14 protein-coding genes are annotated in these 19213 nt (G+C 63.4%); 7 read left to right on the plus strand and 7 right to left on the minus strand.

Annotated features, from left to right (window positions below):
* From DBV10_RS12055 to DBV10_RS12080, 6 genes are all read right to left on the minus strand, one after another.
* The coding region (locus DBV10_RS12055) for a DUF4347 domain-containing protein (RefSeq protein WP_124513889.1) at nt 1–2992 on the minus strand (2992 nt) is incomplete at its 3' end.
* Nucleotides 2993–3074: 82 nt separating this feature from the next.
* Nucleotides 3075–3953, minus strand: a complete 879-nt coding sequence (locus DBV10_RS12060) for a sulfotransferase (protein ID WP_124513890.1) — start codon at nt 3951–3953, stop codon at nt 3075–3077.
* A gap of 8 nt (nt 3954–3961) precedes the next feature.
* Complete coding sequence (cysC, locus tag DBV10_RS12065) at nt 3962–4495, minus strand: adenylyl-sulfate kinase (RefSeq protein WP_124513891.1); 534 nt, start codon at nt 4493–4495, stop codon at nt 3962–3964.
* Nucleotides 4496–4708: 213 nt separating this feature from the next.
* Nucleotides 4709–10822: a putative Ig domain-containing protein gene (locus DBV10_RS12070; protein ID WP_124513892.1), complete on the minus strand. Its 6114-nt coding sequence runs from the start codon at nt 10820–10822 to the stop codon at nt 4709–4711.
* 600 nt (nt 10823–11422) lie between these two features.
* A complete protein-coding gene (locus DBV10_RS12075; RefSeq protein WP_124513893.1) occupies nt 11423–11869 on the minus strand; it encodes a YiiD C-terminal domain-containing protein in 447 nt (148 codons plus the stop codon).
* Nucleotides 11870–11945: 76 nt separating this feature from the next.
* Nucleotides 11946–12845 carry a LysR family transcriptional regulator gene (locus tag DBV10_RS12080; protein ID WP_063460360.1) on the minus strand — a complete coding sequence of 300 codons (900 nt, stop codon included), beginning with the start codon at nt 12843–12845 and terminating at the stop codon, nt 11946–11948.
* Between the two features lie 196 nt (nt 12846–13041).
* Here DBV10_RS12080 and DBV10_RS12085 point away from each other — a divergent pair, with 196 nt between their 5' ends.
* The 7 genes from DBV10_RS12085 to mmsB all read left to right on the plus strand — a co-directional run bounded on the left by DBV10_RS12085 (nt 13042) and on the right by mmsB (nt 18612).
* A complete protein-coding gene (locus DBV10_RS12085; protein ID WP_124513894.1) occupies nt 13042–14565 on the plus strand; it encodes a CoA-acylating methylmalonate-semialdehyde dehydrogenase in 1524 nt (507 codons plus the stop codon).
* Nucleotides 14566–14718: 153 nt separating this feature from the next.
* Nucleotides 14719–15135 carry a lysozyme inhibitor LprI family protein gene (locus DBV10_RS12090; RefSeq protein ID WP_116749772.1) on the plus strand — a complete coding sequence of 139 codons (417 nt, stop codon included), beginning with the start codon at nt 14719–14721 and terminating at the stop codon, nt 15133–15135.
* A gap of 42 nt (nt 15136–15177) precedes the next feature.
* Nucleotides 15178–16344, plus strand: a complete 1167-nt coding sequence (locus tag DBV10_RS12095) for an acyl-CoA dehydrogenase family protein (protein WP_124513895.1) — start codon at nt 15178–15180, stop codon at nt 16342–16344.
* A 25-nt stretch (nt 16345–16369) separates the two neighbouring features.
* Nucleotides 16370–16663 carry a hypothetical protein gene (locus tag DBV10_RS12100; protein ID WP_124513896.1) on the plus strand — a complete coding sequence of 98 codons (294 nt, stop codon included), beginning with the start codon at nt 16370–16372 and terminating at the stop codon, nt 16661–16663.
* 7 nt (nt 16664–16670) lie between these two features.
* A complete protein-coding gene (locus DBV10_RS12105; protein WP_124513897.1) occupies nt 16671–17180 on the plus strand; it encodes a TfoX/Sxy family protein in 510 nt (169 codons plus the stop codon).
* A gap of 40 nt (nt 17181–17220) precedes the next feature.
* Nucleotides 17221–17610 (plus strand): DUF488 domain-containing protein, encoded by a 390-nt coding sequence (locus DBV10_RS12110; protein ID WP_124513898.1) that lies wholly within the window; start codon nt 17221–17223, stop codon nt 17608–17610.
* A gap of 33 nt (nt 17611–17643) precedes the next feature.
* On the plus strand, nt 17644–18612 hold the full coding sequence (gene mmsB / locus DBV10_RS12115; RefSeq protein WP_255424839.1) for a 3-hydroxyisobutyrate dehydrogenase: 969 nt from the start codon (nt 17644–17646) through the stop codon (nt 18610–18612).
* A gap of 66 nt (nt 18613–18678) precedes the next feature.
* Here the strand turns inward: mmsB and DBV10_RS12120 are convergent, their stop codons facing one another.
* Nucleotides 18679–19158 (minus strand): ASCH domain-containing protein, encoded by a 480-nt coding sequence (locus DBV10_RS12120; protein ID WP_124513900.1) that lies wholly within the window; start codon nt 19156–19158, stop codon nt 18679–18681.
* Between the last annotated feature and the right edge of the window lie 55 nt (nt 19159–19213).

Genomic DNA, 19213 nt, shown 5'->3' on the forward strand with positions numbered 1-19213 from the left:
CCACGCTGTCCCAGTCGTCTGCTGCAGCGATGTTGTAGGTCGTGGCACTGGCCGAACTGGTGCCGTTCTTGTTGAGCAGTGCATCGACTGCGGCAATGTCGACCCCCGCCAGGGTGAAGGTGAAGCTGGTGGCCGAGGTGACCTCCACGTTGGCCGAAGTGGACAGCGTGTAGGTGGCGCCGCCTTCTCCCGTGATGGTCAGCTTGGAGACCGTGATGTCGTTCGTTGCACCAATGGTCTTGACCAGGTTGGTGCCGGTGATGGTGAAGACGTGGGTGCCTCCGTCGTAGGTGGCACTGGTGATGGTGGGGGCCGTGACGTTGGAGACTGTGACGGCATTGCCAGTCAGATCGGAAGTGCTGGTGCGAGACGCATCCCAGCTGGCAGCCGCTGCCAGGTTGAAGGTTGTCGTATCAACGGCAGAGGTACCGTTGTTGTTCAGGATGCCGTTGATGTTGAGCTGGTCTGCGGCATTCAGGACCACAGTGAAGGACGTAGCGCTAGCGGCGGTGACGTTGGCAGATGTCAGCGTGTAAGAGCCCGCCTGGCCGGTGAGCGAAAGCTTGCTCACGTCGATGGTGTCGCCCGCGACCATGTTGGCGCCCGTCACCACCAGCGTGCCGGTGCTGGCATCATAGGTCGCGCTGACGACCGTGGGCAATGCATTGGAGACGGTGATGCCGTTGCCGGTGAGGTCGGCAATGTTGCCACCTGTGATCACGCTGTTCCAGTCGTCAGCGGCGGCGATGTTGTAGGTCGTTGTGCTGATGGCCGACGTGCCGTTTTTGTTGAGCAGGCTGTTCACACCGGCAATGTCGGCCCCGCTCAGGGTGATGCTAAAGCTGGTGGCGCTTGTCACTTCCACATTGCTGGGGGTGGACAGCGTATAGGTGGCACCGCCTTCTCCCGTAATGGTGAATTTGCTGACGGTGATGTCGTTGGTTGCCCCGATTGTTTTGACCAGGCCCGTGCCGGTGACCACGAGCACATTGGTGCTGCCGTCAAAGGTGGCGCTGGTGATGGTGGGGGCCGTGACGTTGCTGACGGTCACACCGTTGCCGGTGAGGTCGGCGGCAGCTGAAGCGGTCACATCCCAGTTGGCCGCGGCCGCCAGGTTGAAGGTGGTGGTGTCTACCGCGCTGGTGCCGTTCTTGTTCAAGATGCCGTTGACGGCCAGTTGGTCGGCCGCGTTGAGCGTGACCGTGAAGCTGGTGGCACTCGCAGCGGTGACGTTGGCGCTGGTGAGTATGTAGCTGCCCCCTTGGCCTGCCAGACTCAACTTGCTCACGTCGATGGTGTCGCCCGTGGTCATGCTGGTGGCAGTGACGGACAGAACCCCTGTACTGGCGTCGTAGGTGGCGCTGGTGATAGACGCTGGTGCAACGTAAGGCGTCACAGTCCCGCGGATGCCATTTGTGCTAACGCCTGCAGCACCTGCGGTGTTGCCAATACCGCTTGCTCCACCACCACTGCCTCCTGCACCGATATTGCCTGTAGACACCGAGTTGGAAGAAGCGGTATCCATGATGAGCGTACCCGTGGACCAAATACCACCTACCCCATCGCCGCCAACACCACCATTGCCTGTTGATGCGTAATTCGATGCCCCGCCGCCGCCGCCGCCGCCGCCTGCGCCGATATTGTTTGCAATCGAACTGCCCGTGATAGTGAGCGTCCCGGTGTTGTAAATCGCCCCAGCGGCTCCACCTCCTGCGCCCCCAACGCCATTCCCCCCAGCGCCACCACCGCCACCACCAATAGAGATCGACCCATTGTCTGCCATTCCACCGCTGCCGCCAACGGAATAGCCGGCCAGACTGCCGTAACTGCCTCCCATGCCTGCGCTGCTCGAACCGCCCACCCCCCCCCCGCTAGGCCGAGCGCCACCATGCCCTCCGCTTCCGCCAACGCCTGCGGCCGGGCTCGTAGAAGGCCCCGTGCCATAAGCGCTGGAGCCTCCAGTCCCCCCCAATCCCGACCCAAAGCCACCACCTCCGCCCCCACCGCCATTTATCAGGCTTATGCTCCCACCCGCTCCGCCGCCACCCGAAGCCTTATTCGTGGTGATTGTGCTGTTCGAAATCGCCAAGACTCCGGCGTTATTGATCCCGCCGCCCAAGCCACTGGAACCGGGCACCCCTGGGGCGCGGTCACTGCTACCACCGTTGCCCACAGCCAAACCATTGGTGATAGTCAGGTTGTCAATTGAGACCGCACTGCCGGCCCCACTGGTGACAACATTCAGCACCCGCGCGAGATTTCCACCGCTGAGAGTAAAACCACCACCCACAATGGACATCTTCTGTCCATCGGTCACATTGATGGCAATCGCGTCTGCAGCACTGGCGAACGTGATGTTTCCCGTGAGGGTGATCACGTCATCCGAGCCATCCGTGTTCCCCGTCGCAATGGCCGCCTTGAGCTGCGCCACGGTGTTGACGCTGGCCGTGTGCAGGCTGAAGTCATAGCCCGTCAGTGCCTGCACATCCAGTGCGGCGGGCGCCTCGATCTGCCCGCTCGCGACTTCCAGATCCCAATCGCCTCCACGCGCTGCCCCCGCCGTGCTGTCGTTGGAGGCAGCCACATCCGCTCCCGTCACCTGCGCCAAGGCCTGCAGGAACTGGGCACCTGCTTCGCCCGCTCCGACATCGCATCCATACAGCAGCAGGTCGCCATCCGGGCCCAATGCTGCACCAATGGCTTTGAGCTGCGCCTGGTATTGCTCCAGGTTTCCGCTGAACAGCGGGCCGTTTCCCAGCAACAGCACCCCCTCATCGCCGTGCGAGACCACGCTGATGGACGCCAGGCCATGCTCTGCTTCCAAGGCTTTCGCCATCTGAGCCACGCCGCTTTCATTCGGATCGAGGATGACCACTTTCACACCGGGGCGGGCTGCGGCGATGATGGCCTGCAGGTCGGGAACCCGGCTGTCGATGAAGAGCACTTCACGGGCGCTGGCAAAGGATGCGTCAGGTGTATGGTCAGTGGTCATGGTGATGATGGGTGCTGGTTGGTTTGTTGGGCTTGGTTGTGGTTCAGCTTTGTCGCTGCGCCCCCTCCGGGCGCGTTTTTGCTCACATGGAACTGGTTGCAGGGCCTTGCGGCACGGCCGTTTGCATCCGGGCGGTGATCACATTGGCCCGGCTGTTGGCCTGGTCCTGCCAGAACGACAGCTTGCTGTATTGCTCAAACAAGTCGGGGGGCAAGATGCTCTCGCGCCGCTGCAGCCCCACCTGCGGGCGCACCTGGTGCAGCCCGTGCAGTCCCAGCGCTTCGTCAAACTCGGGGGCGTCGTATTTCACCTGCTCAAAGTCGTGCGCAAACTCGGGCTCGCCCAGAAACTGGTAAATCAGCGGCAGCACCTTCTGCGGCGCCTGCGCCAGCAGGTCGTAGTCCACCAGCAGCAGTGAACTGGCATGTTCGCCGTAAAACGCTTCTTTCAGCGCGGTCCAGGGGTAGCCCACCATGCGGTTGCGTTGGGCCAGGGTCTCTACGCGGCTGTAGACGGTGTTGCGCTCGGTGTCGTCACTGAACAGCCTTGTGATTTCGTAGGGGTTGGCGCGGTACCTGCGCTCTATGCTGTCCATCACCCACGCCACGTTGCGTACGCAGGCAATCAGTTTGGCCCCCGGAAAGAGGTCCATCAGTGCCGGCATCTGGGCACTCCACATGCGGTTGGTGTCAAAGATGACTTCCTTGTCGCCCGCTTGATCTGCGTAGTAGCTGTCAAACAGCCCCCGCGACAGCCGCCTGCGTTGCTCTTTGGTGACCACAGGGCCAAATTCGCTGCCCGCCCCCAACTGGTTGAGCATGTTGCGAAACAGCCCCCCCACCGGGCTGGTCATGCCCGCATGAAAGCGGGGGTTCTGTAGCAGCAGCGCCGACAGCAGTGTGGAGCCCGAACGCGGCAGGCCTGTGATGAAGTGGTAACGAACGGGTTGTGGTTTGTTCATAAGGAGGACTATTCGGGTGTAGAGCCCACGCCATTGAGCATGCGCTCCACGGCCTGGCCCACGTCGATCACGCTGGTGTCGATGCGCAATGCAGGTGCCACGGGCGCCTCGTAGGCCGCCTGTATACCGGTCATTTGTGTCAGCTGGTTGGCCCGCGCTTTCGCATACAGGCCCTTGGGGTCCCGCTGCTCGCAGATTTCCAGCGGGGTGCTCACATGGATTTCCTGGCAGCGCTCCACGCCTATCGTGGCGTAGGCGGCGGCGCGTGCAGCAGATGCGGGGGAGACCATGGCCACCACGGCGTGGATGGCGTTGGCATTGAGCAGTTGGGCCATGTGCGCTGCCCTGCGCACGTTTTCTGCCCGGCTGGCTTCGTCAAACCCCAGGTCTTTGCACAGGCCCGTGCGCAGTTCGTCCCCGTCAATCACGCAGGCGGGTTCTCCGCGCTCACGCAAGGCTGCTGCCAAGGCCTGCGCCAAGGTGGTTTTGCCGGAGCCTGGCAGGCCTGTGAGCCACCAGGTGGCGGCCGTTTCTGGTTTCATAAGAAAAGAAGGGAGGCATCCAGCACTCCTGCAGGTTCCGCAGGCACCGCTTGGGGGCACGCAAGGCCCAGGCCTCAAAGGATTAACAATTTGGAGACTATGGGTTTTTAACCAATGTCTCCCAGCTTGTCACTCATTGTTTCTCTTTGTTGGAATCTGTCCCCCGACAGTCTGTTCACAGGCTTGGCTGGCGGGCCGGTATGCGGGTGCCACTCAGAACCAGAAGGGGTTGTGCCCCATGTCCGGCGCCAGCCCCACGATCGACAGCGCCAGCTTGCCCGGCGCACCCGGGTCCGTGATGATCCCGTCCACCTTCCCGTCCGCATCGAACTGCCCTCCGTCCTCGATGTGGAAGTCCAGCCTCATCTTCCCTCCCTCCATCACCGTCTTGCCTCCGTACGGCTCGCTCGCCAGGTTCACCCATTGCCCGTGGCTGTCCTGTTTCCAGTAGCCGTTCACTCCCAGTGCCGGGTCCACGTACAGGCTGAAGTTCTCTCCCGTCTTGCCCGCTCCCAGCGCCACCGTGAAGCTCACCAGCCCTATCGGCATTTGCATGCCCGCTGGCAGGTTGGCCGGTGCGTCCTTTTGCACCAGGCTGGTGATGCGCGCGTTGTCGTTGGCGCTGCCCACCTTGCCGTTCTGGCTGCTGGCCACCAGCGTGGTGAAGGTGGGCGGTGCACTGCCCGGGTTGCTCTGCCCCGTGGGGCTGAGCACGAAGCCTATCGAGGCAACTCCTGCCTGTTCGCTGTCCTTGATGCCGTCTCCGTTGCCGTCTCCCACCACGATGGCTCCATTGGGGCCTGGGATGCCTGGGGCCTGGTCTTCCACCGTGTTGGGCACTCCGTCGTTGTCCGGCACTCCGGGTGTGGGGGTTGGCGTGGGCGTGGGGATGACCGGGTCAGGGTCTGCGGGAGCGGGGGCGATCACCACGTCAAAGGTGTCGGTCACCGTGCCGCCGTGACCATCGTTGGCGATCACGTCGATGCCGAGGGTGCCGATGTTGGCGGTGGCAGGGGTGCCGCTGAAGGTACGGGTGGCGGCATTGAAGCTCAGCCAGGCTGGCAAGGCTCCTCCGCCCGCAAGCTGGGCGCTGTAGGTGAGTGTGTCACCCAGGTCCATGTCGGCAAAGGTGTTGGATGCGAACTGGAAGCTGAATGCAAAGCCTTCCGTGGCGCTGCGGTTGGGGATGGCGTTGGCGACCGTGGGGACATCGTTGGTGTTGGCCACTGAAATGTCGAAGGTGTCCGTCACCGTGCCACCATGGCTGTCGTTTGCAATGACATCGATGCTCACGGTTCCAACGTGGGCGTTGGCGGGCGTACCGCTGAAGGTACGGGTGGCGGCATTGAAGCTCAGCCAAGCTGGCAAGGCTCCTCCGCCCGCAAGCTGGGCGCTGTAGGTGAGTGTGTCACCCAGGTCCATGTCGGCAAAGGTGCTGGATGCAAACTGGAAATTGAACGCCGAGTCTTCCGTGGCGTTCTGATTGGGGATGGCGTTAGCGACTGTGGGAGCATCGTTAATGTTGGCCACCACAATGTCAAAGGTGTCCGTCACCGTGCCGCCATTGCCGTCATTGGCAATGACGTCGATGCTCACGGTGCCAACGTTGGCATTGGCTGGTGTGCCGCTGAAGGTGCGGGTGGCGGCATTGAAGCTCAGCCAGGCTGGCAGAGCCCCCCCGCCTGCGAGCTGGGCGCTGTAGGTGAGTACGTCACCGGCATCCGTGTCTGCAAACGTGTTGGATGCGAACTGGAAGTTGAACACCGAGTCTTGCACGGCGTTTTGGTTCGGGATCAGGTTCGCCACTGTCGGGGTGGCATTCAGCTGCGCAGTCAGCACGAAGTCATTGCCATCACCACCAACATAGCTGGCTTTCATCCGAATGCCACCCACCATGACCATCCCGCCCTCTGCCAAGCCACTGAAAGTCCCCACGATCGCATCGACTCCGTCGTTGGAGATGAGGGTGTGGGAGCTCCCATGAACAGGGGAGTAACTACCAAGGCTGGCCGCCAGCGTGGCACCTGTCAGGTTGACTGTGCCAGTGACCTTCACTTCGTCAATTGATGCCGCACCAGAACCGTTGATCTGAGCCACCAGCACGCTGCCAGAGTTCATGGTCAAGTTGCCGGTGCTCAACGCCCCGGCGCCTCCATTGACGCCATCGATCCCTGCCGCCAGCGTGCCTCCATTCTGAACGGTAACCTGGCCACTCAACGTCCCGGTGCCCGCCAAGGTACCGCCACTTTGCAACGTGGTCGCGCTGGCCGTGCTGCCAGTGACCGAGAGTTTTCCACCGGAAACCGTTACAACACCACTGTTGGTATTGCCCCCCGAAAGCGTCAAAGTCCCGCCCCCCGCCTTGGTCAACGCCCCCGCGCCGGAGAAAACACCAGACCATGTCACGTCGTTGACCACATTCACGGTCGAAGTGCCGGAAATTGTGGTTGCCTTGCTCATGGTCACACCACTGCCATTGATCTGCAGCGTCGTACTAGACAGGGTCAGCACGCCGGTACCCAAGTTGCTGCCGTCATTGATCTCCACCACCCCTCCGGAGATGGTGGTCGTCCCCGTATAGGTGTTGGCACCCGTCAAAATCATCCGACTGTTGGGCCCCGAATTGGGCGTGATGGCCAGGTTGCGACTTCCCCCACTTTCGGTGATGTTGCCGCTGAAAGTGACGATGCAATTGCCCGCCGCACCGTTGATGACGGTGGCATTGCCAGCCAGCACGATGTCGTTGCTGGCGGTCATGGCCCCTACGTTGAGGAAGCCCAGGGAGGCCCCGCTGGCGAGCGCAATTTGACCAGTCCCCAGTGCGGTCGCCGAGGCGTTGTCCACCAAGTAGCCAGCATTGACTGTCTGCATGCCACTGTGGGTGTTGTTGCCGTACAGGGACAGGAAATAGGTGCTGCCATTCTTGGTGATGGCGCCCGACCCGCTGATGTCACCCTTGAGATTGATGTCCCCGCTCTGGGTGTTGAAGGTGGCACCGCCACTGCCGATCACCAATTGGCTGCTCAACGTGATCTGGCTTCCGCCGGGGGCAGCCGCCACCGTGGCGCCATCCAGGGTCAGCGTACCCCCTCCCGTGTGGTTGATCACCGCGCCGGTATTGTTGATCGAGCCCGAGCCATCAAGAGATCCCGCCAGGGTCAAAGCGCCGCTGCTGGTCTTGCTGAAGGTGGCTCCGCCACTTCCGATCACCAGCGCGTTGGACAAGGTCTGGGCTGCACTGTTCGTATCGGCCAGCGTGGCGCCATTCAAGGTTAGCGAGCCAGAAGAGAGATGCCCGGGGTCCGAAATACGCAGCGTGCCACCATTCACGGTGATGTCGCCACTCATGCTGGTGTTGTTACCGACATTGGCCAACACCAAGGCTCCCGCCCCCGTCTTGCCCAACGTGCCAGCACCCACCAGCAGGCTGGAAATCGTGGTCGCCCCCCCAGCACTGTTGTTGAAGGTCAGGGTCTTGCTGGCGTTGAGGCTCAAGGTGCTCCCCATCAGGTTGAAACCATTGCCCGCAGTGGCATCCACCGCGACGCTGTCCGTGACCGACAAGTCGCCGGCCAGTGTCATCGCGCCCGTGAAGCCGCTGGACAGCAGCAACGTATCCGTCCCCGCCTGGCCGTTGGCGATGGCCATGGCTTCGCTGAAGCTCACGCCATCGTTCACATTGACCGAACTGGTATCGGCGGTGTTGGTCACATAAATGCTGCTGCTCGCGACCGTGACGTCCGAGGTCGTGCTCCCGCCTCCGTCGGAGAGTGTGAAGCGCACCGTCTCGTTCCCGGCAGGCGTGTCATTGCGGTAGGTGATGCCACGCACCACGGCCTGGACCAGGGCATTGGTGGCTATCGTGCCGGAGCTGGTGAAATTGACGGTGAGCACCCCGCCTGTGTCGGTAAAGGTGGCAAAAGTCTGCCCACCGGATTGCAGGTTTCCGCCATTGACCGAAAAGCCGGCCGCGTTGAAGCCCAGGGTGTCTGCTGCCCAGGCCGTACCCTGGCGCTGCACGGTCAGGCTGCCGCCCGCCCAATCGCCCTGGCCGCCGCTGAGCGCGCCAAACTCGGCATCCAGCACCGTGGCGTTGCCACCAGCGTCCAAAACCACGGTGTTGCCGACGCCAGCCCAACTGACCGTGTCACCATTCAGACCGCTCGTTTGCGGCTTGCCATTGTTGCCACTGACCGTGATGCCGTTACCCGCCAAGTCGGCGATCACGGCCGCGGCATCGGCACCAGCATTCCAGTCTTCTGCGGCGGCCAGGTTGTAGACCGTGCCCCCCTCGGAATTGTTGCCGTTCTGATTCAGCAAGGCGTTGACCGCTGTCTTGTCCGTGGCGCTCAGGTTCAGCGTAAAGCTGGTGCCCGAACCAATGTCCACATTGCCAGTGTCCGTCAGCATGTAACTGGCCCCGCCTTCACCTGTCAGTGTGAACTTGTTGGCCACGATGTCGTTGTTGGCCCAGACCAGGGATTTGAAGCCGGTGCCGCTAACCACCAGCGCACCGGTGGCGGCGTTGTAGCTCGCGCTGGTGATCGCAGGCGGAGAGACATTGCTCACCGTGACGGGGTTGGTCGTATCCGAGGTGTTGGAGCCAGTCACGACGCTGTTCCAGTCGTCCATGGCGGTCAGGTTATAGGTGCTGCCACCGGTAGAGGTCGTTCCATTGCGGTTGAACGCAGGCTCGATCACGGCCCGGTCGCTCACATTGAGCGTGATGGAAAACGAGGTGGCGCTGGTGATCTCGACATCGGACGAGGTCAGGGTGCGCGTAACGCCACCGTCGCCGGTCAGCATGAGCTTGGAGACCGAGATGTCGTTGTTGGTGCCGACCGTTCTGACGAGGTTGACGCCGGTGACCGTCAGCACATGGTTGCTGGCGTCGTAAGTGGCTGAGGTGATGGTCGGTGCGCTGACATTGCTCACCGTCACGGTATTGCCGGTCAGGTCTGCGGGCGCGCTGGCGTTGGAGTCCCAATTTGCCGCAGCAGCCAAATTGAAGGCGGTGAAATCGACGGCCGACGTACCGTTGCGGTTGAGCAGACCGTTGACCGCGGCTTTGTCTTCCGCATTCAGTGTGACGCTGAAGGCCGTACTGCTACTGGCCGTCGTGTTGGGCGAGGTGAGCGTGTAAGTCTGACCACCCTGCCCCGTCAAGGTGAGTTTGCCAGGATCGACAACATCGCCAGCCACCATGTTCGTGCCAGTGACAGCCAAGATGCCGGCACTGGCGTCGTAAGTAGCGCTGGTAATGGTCGGGCCCACAACCGCCGCCGAGATGCTGATGTCATCGATCTCAGGCGTGACCGCCCCGCTCCAACTGAAGCGGATCTCGTCAACGTTGTCGCAGCTGCTGTCAAAGGTCAACAGACCGTAGCTGCCGCCCGCCGTGTTGCCGAGGTTGGCGAAGGTGATATGGTCAGCCGAGTCGCTGCTGGTCATATTGACCAACTCACCTGCCACCACCAGTGCATTACCCCGATAGGCGCTGACCGTCACCGCGGTCGCGCCCGCCGAAGACCCCAGCACAAAGGAATTGAGCTTGAAGTCCGTGCCGTCGGTGGACTTCATGGAGAAGCTGGAGATCACATTACCATTCAGATTCCAGACGAAATTCCGGTCGCTGCCGCTGCCGTCCAGGTTCGAGTTGAAAGCTTGATCACCCGCGTTTGGCGTGGCCATGTCGTTACTGGAGGCCGAAGTGAAGGTCCAGCCGTTCACATTCATACTGGACACCGAATACTCAATCAACAGCCCAGCACCATCGAAATTTTCGCTGGCGATGCCCAGCAGGCCGTTGTACCGCGCGAGGGCGGAGGCATCAAAAGCCAGGGGTGCCTCGACGACGCCTGCCCGGGCCTCCAGAGTCCAGTTACCACCGAGGCGCGCAGCCCCCGTCAGATCGGTGGATGCCGCCACATCAGCTCCCGTCAAGGCCGCCAGTGTGTCGAGAAACTGCAGCCCCTGCCCGCCACTTGCCAGATTGCACGCATAGACCAGCATGTCGCCATCGGCCGTGAGCCCTTTGCCCAAGGCCGCCAGCGCGGCCTGGGTGTCTGGACGCTCCAGCATCGCCTGATTCAGTAAGGTGCTTCCCAGCCACAACTGGCCCGCGCTGCCATGGGCCAGAACATGCACAGCCCCTACATCGCCCCGCTCACCCAAGGCTGCACGCATCTGTGCCAACCCATCTTCACCGACGCTCAGATAAATCACTTCCGTGCCAGGCTTTACGCCCTGAAGCAGGGTCACGGCGTCTTGCACGCGGCTGTCCACGAAGAGAATTTCGCGGGATGTGTTGGTGGGGGTATTGCCCATGGTTTTCCCTTTTTGATTTGTTTTTTGCACAAAGGTCTGCTGCGATTCAACGAACCTCGGCGCCTTGCGCGCGGCACACGGCCGGCGTCAAAGACACCTGCTACGAAAGAAGTCCACCGGACTCCCGTCAACTGCCAGGGGGACGCCGACTACGCAGGTACCAACGCGAAGCGCGGACGCATCAGCCGCCTGGCAAGCAGCATGGGTGCCAGCAAGCCGCGCGACCGCGGGCGGTGCGCCCAGGCCTTGTCAGGAGTCGTTTCTCCGGGGCCCGTCAGGCCCGCGAGCCGCCAGGCGGCGGCAGATTTCTGTGGCGTCATTCAGAAGATCAACGAGAGGGTCAACGCCGGATCACATCAGCTACCTAAGACATCGCCTGTGAATCGCGGCAGAGAAAGTTAACAATTTGGAGCGGCGGTTGTACCCAAAGTTTTCTCGCTTGTCACGTTTTGCTTTTCCACACGCCATGCGTTCACCGCGCCATCGCAAACGGCTGAGAAGGTCCCGCCCCAAGGGAGAAAATGGAGCAATCACTCCACACAGTTCCCTTTCAGAGAAGCCCGATAGCCTCTGTCGCGCACCCGCTCATCTGCCCTGCTGCTACCCGGGCCCAAAGGCAACAAATTCACCCTCCAATTGCCCCGCAGGCTGCCCTTCGTAGTGCAACACCGACGCCTGCACGATGCGCCCAATGCCCTTGCGCTGCAGCATGCGTGCAAAGGGCTGCCACACCTGCGCGGAGGGCGCCTGCGCCACGGCAGTGAAGGTACCGGCCATGGGTGCCAGATAGCCCATGGTGTTGCGCTGGATGACCAGGCGGCTGCCCAGCCCCTCGGCCGACAGGCGCAGGTGCAGCATGGACCACGCCGCCAGGATGGCCACGGCCGACGCGCTGCCGCCAAACACCGTATCGCGGTGGTTGATGTTGGGCGCGAGCGGCGCGCTCAACACCACTTGGTGGGGCGATGCCTCGACCACGCTCACCTCCATGGCGTGGGATAAGGGGATGTGCTGGTGCAGGTAGGCCTGGAGTTCGAGAGGGTTCACGGAATGCACGGGGGCGGGCCCCGGAGATGTCGTTTTGCAGGTCTGATTCTGATGGAATGCAGCCCGAGGCGGCCTGCTAACGCCGGTCCGGCCTGAGCCGCCCGCTCTCTCCCTGCCCCACTTCCTTCAAAAAGCTCCACACCGCCTGCATGCGCGCCAGGTGCTTGGCCTCGGCGGGCATGCTCATCCAGAAGGTGCGGGTAAAGCGCGCCTCCTGCGGCAGCACGCGGGCCAGCACCGGGTCGGTGTCAGCCAGAAAGGCGGGCAGCACCGCCAGCCCGGCCCCGGCGCGCACGGCCTCGTACTGGGCCGTGACGCTGGTGCTGCGCATGGCAAAACGCTCGGGCGGGTAGAGCTGGTCGAGGAACTGCAGCTCCTTGGTGAACAGCAGGTCGTCCACGTAGCTCACAAACGCGTGGTGGCGCAGGTCTTCGCGCGTGGCCACCAGGGGGCGGCGCGCCAGGTATTCGCGCTGGCCGTACAGGTGCAGCGAGTAATCCGCCAGCTTGGTGACAATGACCGAGCCGCGCGTGGGCCGCTCCAGCGAGATGACGATGTCCGCCTCGCGCCGCGACAGGTGCAGCATGCGCGGCAGCGCCAGCAGGTCGATGGACAAATGCGGGTGTTTTTGCGTGAGCCGCGCCAGGTGCGGCGCCAGGATCAGCGTGCCAAACCCCTCGGTGGCCCCCACGCGCACCAGGCCCGAAGGCCCCGCCCCCGCCTGCGCCGGGGCGGCGCGCTCCACGCCCAGCACGGCGGTTTCCATGGCCTCCACGGCGGGCAGCAGTTGGCGCCCGGCCTCGGTCAACCGGTGGCCGCCCGCCTCGCGCGCAAACAGGGCGGCGCCCATCTGCTTTTCCAGCGCCTGGATGCGGCGGGCCACGGTGGTGTGCTCCACCCCCGCGCGGCGGGCGGCGGCGGCCAGGGTGCCAGAGCGGGCCAGCTCCAGAAAGTAACGCAGGTTGTCCCAGTCCATGATCCTAGAAACGGTTGTTGAACGCGCTCGTCAGTGCCCAGTGCCGTGATCGGCATGCCAGGCAAGGCGCGACGATCAGCGCTGTGCAAATTTGCAAAATCAAAGTGCATCATTGTCTATTGCCTCAGCAATTTTGCACAGATACGATGCGCCATTCGTCGGCAAACCGCCGCGTGCCAACCCAGGAGACACATCCATGAATGCACCGACTTCCTCGGCCGTGCTGGCCCCCACCGTCAAACTGCTGATCGGCGGCAAGTTCGTCGAATCCAAGACCACGCAGTGGCGCGATGTGGTGAACCCTGCCACGCAAGAAGTGCTGGCCCGCGTGCCCTTTGCCACCCCTGAAGAAATCGACGCCGCCGTGGCCTCGGCCCAGGAAGCCTTCAAGACCTGGAAGAAGACCGCCATCGGCGCCCGCGCCCGCATCTTCCTCAAGTACCAGCAGCTCATCCGCGAGAACATGGCCGAGCTGGCCGCCATCCTCACCGCCGAACAAGGCAAGACCCTGCCGGATGCCGAAGGCGACGTGTTCCGTGGCCTCGAAGTGGTCGAACACGCGGCCAGCATCGGCAACCTGCAGCTGGGCGAGCTGGCCAACAACGTGGCCGGTGGCGTGGACACCTACACGCTGATGCAGCCCCTGGGTGTGTGCGCAGGCATCACCCCCTTCAACTTCCCCGCCATGATCCCGCTGTGGATGTTCCCCATGGCGATTGCCACGGGCAACACCTTCGTGCTCAAGCCCTCCGAACAAGACCCCATGGTGACCATGCGCCTGGTGGAGCTGGCGCTCGAAGCGGGCATCCCCCCTGGCGTGCTCAACGTGATCCACGGTGGCGAAGCCGCTGTGAACGCGATCTGCGACCACAAGGACATCAAGGCGATCAGCTTCGTGGGCTCCACCAAGGTGGGCACCCATGTCTACAACCGCGCCAGCCTCAACGGCAAGCGCGTGCAATGCATGATGGGCGCCAAGAACCATGCCATCGTGATGCCCGACGCGAACAAGGAACAAACCCTGAACGCCCTGGCCGGCGCCGCTTTTGGCGCCGCTGGCCAGCGCTGCATGGCGCTGTCGGTGGTGGTGCTGGTGGGCGAGGCGCAAAAGTGGATCCCCGAGCTGGTCGCCAAGGCCAAGACCCTGAAGATCAGCGCCGGTGTAGAAAAAGGCACGGACGTGGGCCCCGTGGTGTCCTGCGCCGCCAAGGATCGCGTGCAGAGCCTGATCGAGCGCGGCATTGCCGACGGCGCCACGCTGGAGCTGGACGGCCGCAACCCGCAGGTGGCTGGCTACGAAAAGGGCAACTTCGTGGGCCCCACGGTGTTCAGCGGCGTCAAGCCCGGCATGAGCATCTACGACCAGGAAATCTTTGGCCCCGTGCTGTGCCTGTCGGCCGCTGCCGACATTAACGAAGCCATTTCCTTCATCAACGACAACCCTAACGGCAACGGCACCGCCATCTTCACCCAGTCGGGCGCTGCAGCGCGCAAGTTCCAGGAAGAGATCGACGTGGGCCAGGTCGGCATCAACGTGCCAATCCCCGTGCCCGTGCCCCTGTTCTCGTTCTCGGGCTCGCGTGCTTCCAAGCTGGGCGACCTGGGCCCCTACGGCAAGCAGGTCGTGCTGTTCTACACGCAGACCAAGACCGTGACGGCGCGCTGGTTTGATGACAGCACCATCTCGCATGGTGTGAACACCACGATTAGTTTGAAGTAACCCCCTGAGCGGCTGCGCCGCTTCCCCCTTTCTCTGCATCGCTGCGCGATGCGGAAGGGGGACGCCACCGGCGCGGCGGGGCGGCCCTTGCGCGGTGGCACTGGCTTGGGCCGCGCCGGTTTCGGCGGTAGCGTGCGGTGGTAAAAGCGGGGCATGCAAATTTCCAAGACGACGATGCGGGGATGGGCCATGGTCTTCGGTACGGCTTGCGCAGTGTTGATGGGCGCTCGTGCCCACGCACAGGCCGGTGCCGCCTGCAAACCCGGCGGCACGGTGGAAGAAACCAATGCCTGCGCCGTGCAAGCCTTCCAGGCGGCAGACACCGAGATCGCCATCCTCTACGGCGACGTGATGCGCGCCCTGTCGGCCCACGAACGGCCCCAGCTGCGGCAGGAGCACACGGCCTGGCAGCGCGAGCGCACCACCCGCTGCAAGCAGGCGCAGCGCAGCAACGAATCGCAACCCCAGTGGCCTCGCCTGTACCACGAATGCCTCACGGCCGAAACCCAGGCGCGCCGCAAGGGCCTGATGCGCTGGCTGACGCTGGACCACCCGTCCGCCAAGCCCTGAGCCAGGCCACCAGAACAACAAGAACTGACGAGACAGAACACCATGGACTTTGAACTCACCGAAGAACAACGCGCCTTTGCCCAGACGGCCCGCGACTTTGCACAAGCTGAGTTCGCACCCCACGCCGCGCACTGGGACGAAGAAGGCATCTTCCCGCGCGAGGCGATTGCAAAGGCGGGCGAACTGGGCTTTTGCGGCCTGTATGCCCCCGAAGCCGCTGGTGGCCTCGCCCTGCCCCGGCTGGACGCCACGCTGGTCTTTGAAGAAATGGCGGCTGTGGACCCCAGCACCACCGCCTTCATCACCATCCACAACATGGCCACCTGGATGCTGGGCACCTGGGCCACGCCCGCCGTGCGCGACCACTGGGGCCCGCTGCTCACCACCGGCGAGAAGCTCGCGTCCTACTGCCTGACCGAGCCCGGCGCAGGCTCCGACGCGGCCTCGCTCAAGACCCGCGCCGAGCTGGTCGGCAACGAATACGTCATCAACGGCGCCAAGGCCTTTATCAGCGGCGCGGGCAGCACCGATGTGCTGGTGCTCATGGCCCGCACCGGCGATGCGCAATCCGGCGCCAGCGGCATCAGCGCCTTTGCCGTGCCCGCCGATGCGCCCGGCATCAGCTACGGCAAGAAGGAACAGAAGATGGGCTGGAACAGCCAGCCCACGCGCACCATCAGCTTCGACAACGTGCGCCTCCCCGCCGACCACCTGCTGGGCCGCGAGGGCGAAGGCTTCAAGATCGCGATGAAGGGCCTGGACGGCGGCCGCATCAACATCGCCACCTGCTCGGTGGGCGCGGCGCAAGGCGCGCTCAATGCCGCCCAGCAGTACATGCAAGACCGCAAACAGTTTGGCAAACCCATCGCCAGCTTCCAGGCCCTGCAGTTCAAGCTGGCCGACATGGCGACCGAGTTGGTCGCCGCCCGCCAGATGGTGCGCCTGGCCGCCAGCAAGCTGGACGCCGGTGCGCGCGATGCCTCCACCTACTGCGCCATGGCCAAGCGCTTTGCCACCGACGCAGGCTTCACCGTCATCAACGACGCGCTGCAGCTGCACGGCGGCTACGGCTACATCCGCGAATACCCGCTGGAGCGCCTGCTGCGCGACGCGCGCGTGCACCAGATCCTGGAGGGCACCAACGAAATCATGCGGGTGATCATTGCGCGGCGCATGCTGGATGGGGATGCGACGGAGGCGATTCGATAGGAGCAGTCACAAGGAACATGCGCTGATGACCTACCAACCGGCACAACACCACAAGCCCTTCCCTCGTTTTGAAGAGACGCTTGCCGAACACTGCCCGGCATGCCAATCGACAAACCTGCAGCAAGGCCACCTGAATCTGGGCGAGGGAGGGGGAGAGTTCATCCTTTTCGGGATCAAACTGAAGCTCTTTCGCGCCACCCATGGCATGCCGTTGCACTCGCCAAAGTTTCAGATGTGTGGGGACTGTGGCCTGTTCTTTCGCAAGGAAGACGTGCGCGAACTGAACTACTTCATCGAACGCAACGCCAAGAAAACCTGAACTTTCCATGCCCGCCCGCCCCCTCTCCGACGAAACCCTGCACCTGATCGACGCCATCCGCACGGCGCTCGCGCAGCGCAGCGACGTGGAAGAGCGCCCACTGTTCGGCACCTATGCCTTCTTTGTGGACGGCAAGATGTGCATCGCGGTCAAGGGCGAAGAACTGCTGGTGCGCCTGCCGCCCGAGCGCCACGGCGAACTGCAGGAGATGCAGAACACCCGCGAGCTCTCGCCCGGTGGCGGCATGCAGGGCTACTTCTGGGTGGAGCCCAACGGCTACGCCACGCGCACGCAGTGGAACTATTGGGTTCAGGAGGCCCTGGCCTACAACCCGCTCGCCAAGGCGTCACCACGCAAGAAGAACAACAAGACAAGCGCCACCAGCACCCCGGCTGCGGGCAAGAAGGCACCCGCCCGCAGCAGCGCCAAGCCGAAGAAAACAGCGACGACGACAACAAGAACAACAACACCCGCCACCGCCAAGAAGAAACACAGCATCTTCGAAGCCGACGACTGACCGGCCCGCCCTTACCCATCACCCACCCGGAGCCCCCACCATGCCCCTTCGCATCGTCCGCCTTGGCACCCCGCGCGCAGCCGGGGAAGGCACCCGCATCGGCACCGTGCGCCGCCCACCGCGTGGCGTGCCCAAGGCCGAGTTTGCGAGCCGCGACTACTACGACGCGTGGTACCCGCTGCTCTCGCCCACACCCGAACTCATGGCCCAAGGCCAGCAAGCCCAGACCGAAAAGGATTGGGAGGCCTTCGTCAAACAGTTCCGCAAGGAGCTGGCCCTGCCCGAGGCCAGCCGCACGCTGGATTTGCTGGCCGCGCTGTCGCACCACAGCGCCCTATCCCTGGGCTGCTACTGCGAGGACGAAGCCCGCTGCCACCGCTCGGTGCTGCGCGCCGAGCTGGCCAGCCGTGGGGCCGACATCAGCCCCTAGAGTTCAAGCAATTTGGCCTCTACCGCCCGATAGATAAGCGCTAGCAGCTATCAATTTCATACTAAAAACCGACACCCTCCCCTTCACCATCACAACGACATCCAGGAGCAACACAGCATGAAAATCGCATTCATCGGCCTCGGCAACATGGGCGGCCCCATGGCACACAACCTGCACAAGGCAGGCCACGAAGTGCGCGCGTTCGACCTCTCACAACCCGCGCGCGACAAGCTGGCGGCAGACGGCGTGCCCATTGCCACCGATGCCAAGGCAGCCGTGGCAGGTGCCGAAGTCGTCATCAGCATGCTGCCCGCCAGCCAACATGTGGAAGGCCTCTTTTTGGGCGCGGGTGAACTGCTGGCCCAGCTGCCTGCGGGCACGCTGGTCATCGACTGCTCCACCATCGCTGCCGCCACCTCCCGCAAGGTGGCCGAGGCCGCCAAGGCCAAGGGCGTGGCCTTCATCGACGCCCCCGTCTCGGGCGGCACCGGCGGCGCCATTGCCGGCACGCTGACCTTCATGGTGGGCGGCGACACAACCGACCTGGAACGCGCCCGCCCCGTGCTCGAAAAAATGGGTGCCAACATCTTCCACGCAGGCAACGTGGGCGCAGGCCAGACGGCCAAGATCTGCAACAACATGCTGCTGGGCATCCTGATGGCCGGCACCAGCGAAGCCATCGCCCTGGGCGTGGCCAACGGCCTGGACCCCAAGGTGCTCAGCGAAATCATGCGCCGCAGCTCGGGCGGCAACTGGGCGCTGGAGAAGTACAACCCCTTCCCCGGCGTGATGGAAACCGCGCCCGCCAGCAAAGGCTACGCAGGCGGCTTTGGCACGGACCTGATGCTCAAGGACCTGGGCCTGGCACAAGAGAACGCCATGGCGGTGAAGGCCGCCACGCCGCTGGGGGGCATGGCGCGCAACCTGTATGCGGCGCACAGCCTGGCGGGGCATGGGGCGCTGGATTTTTCCAGCATCATCAAGATGGTGCAGAAGGGTTGATCGAGCGCTCCTTCATGACCAAGAAAAACGCCAGCAGATGCTGGCGTTTTTTTGTGGGCGAAGGGGTTAGGCCGCTTTTTCGCCGAACGTGCAATAGACGACCCTGAACCGTTCGCAAGCGACCGGCATGGATGGGCTTGGGATGCGACCAATGCGGGCGCACTCTCTTGCAGAGTAGGCCGTGTGCACTTCGCGCCAGTACTCAAGCGACCCGTCTCCTTCGCCCTCTGTGGCCGCGAACTCTGCTGTGACCTCCGAAAATGGCGTGATATCGACTTGCGTCGTTTCAATCACGCACACCGGCTGCCCGTCCCAGTTTGTGACTACGCTGAGATCCCCCGGCTTTGGAGTCGGCATGTTCGCTGCCTCGAACGACCAAACCAGACCGGCAGTGGCCCGCTTGACTCCGCGCACCACCAGCTCTGCCAGGTGATTGGCGCTCGGCTCGTTGTCGTCGAAGACGCAGACTTCGAAGAACCTGGCGTCGACATCCTCGGATTGCGTGGCCTTGAACGCGCTCCAGAACGCGCGAACGACGGGGGTCATGGGTGCTGACATGCTGCGGCTTCAACGCCAAGTTAACCGGCGCCGTAGCGCGAAG

The organism is Acidovorax sp. FJL06 (genome assembly GCF_003852545.1).
GTDB lineage: Bacteria > Pseudomonadota > Gammaproteobacteria > Burkholderiales > Burkholderiaceae_C > Acidovorax.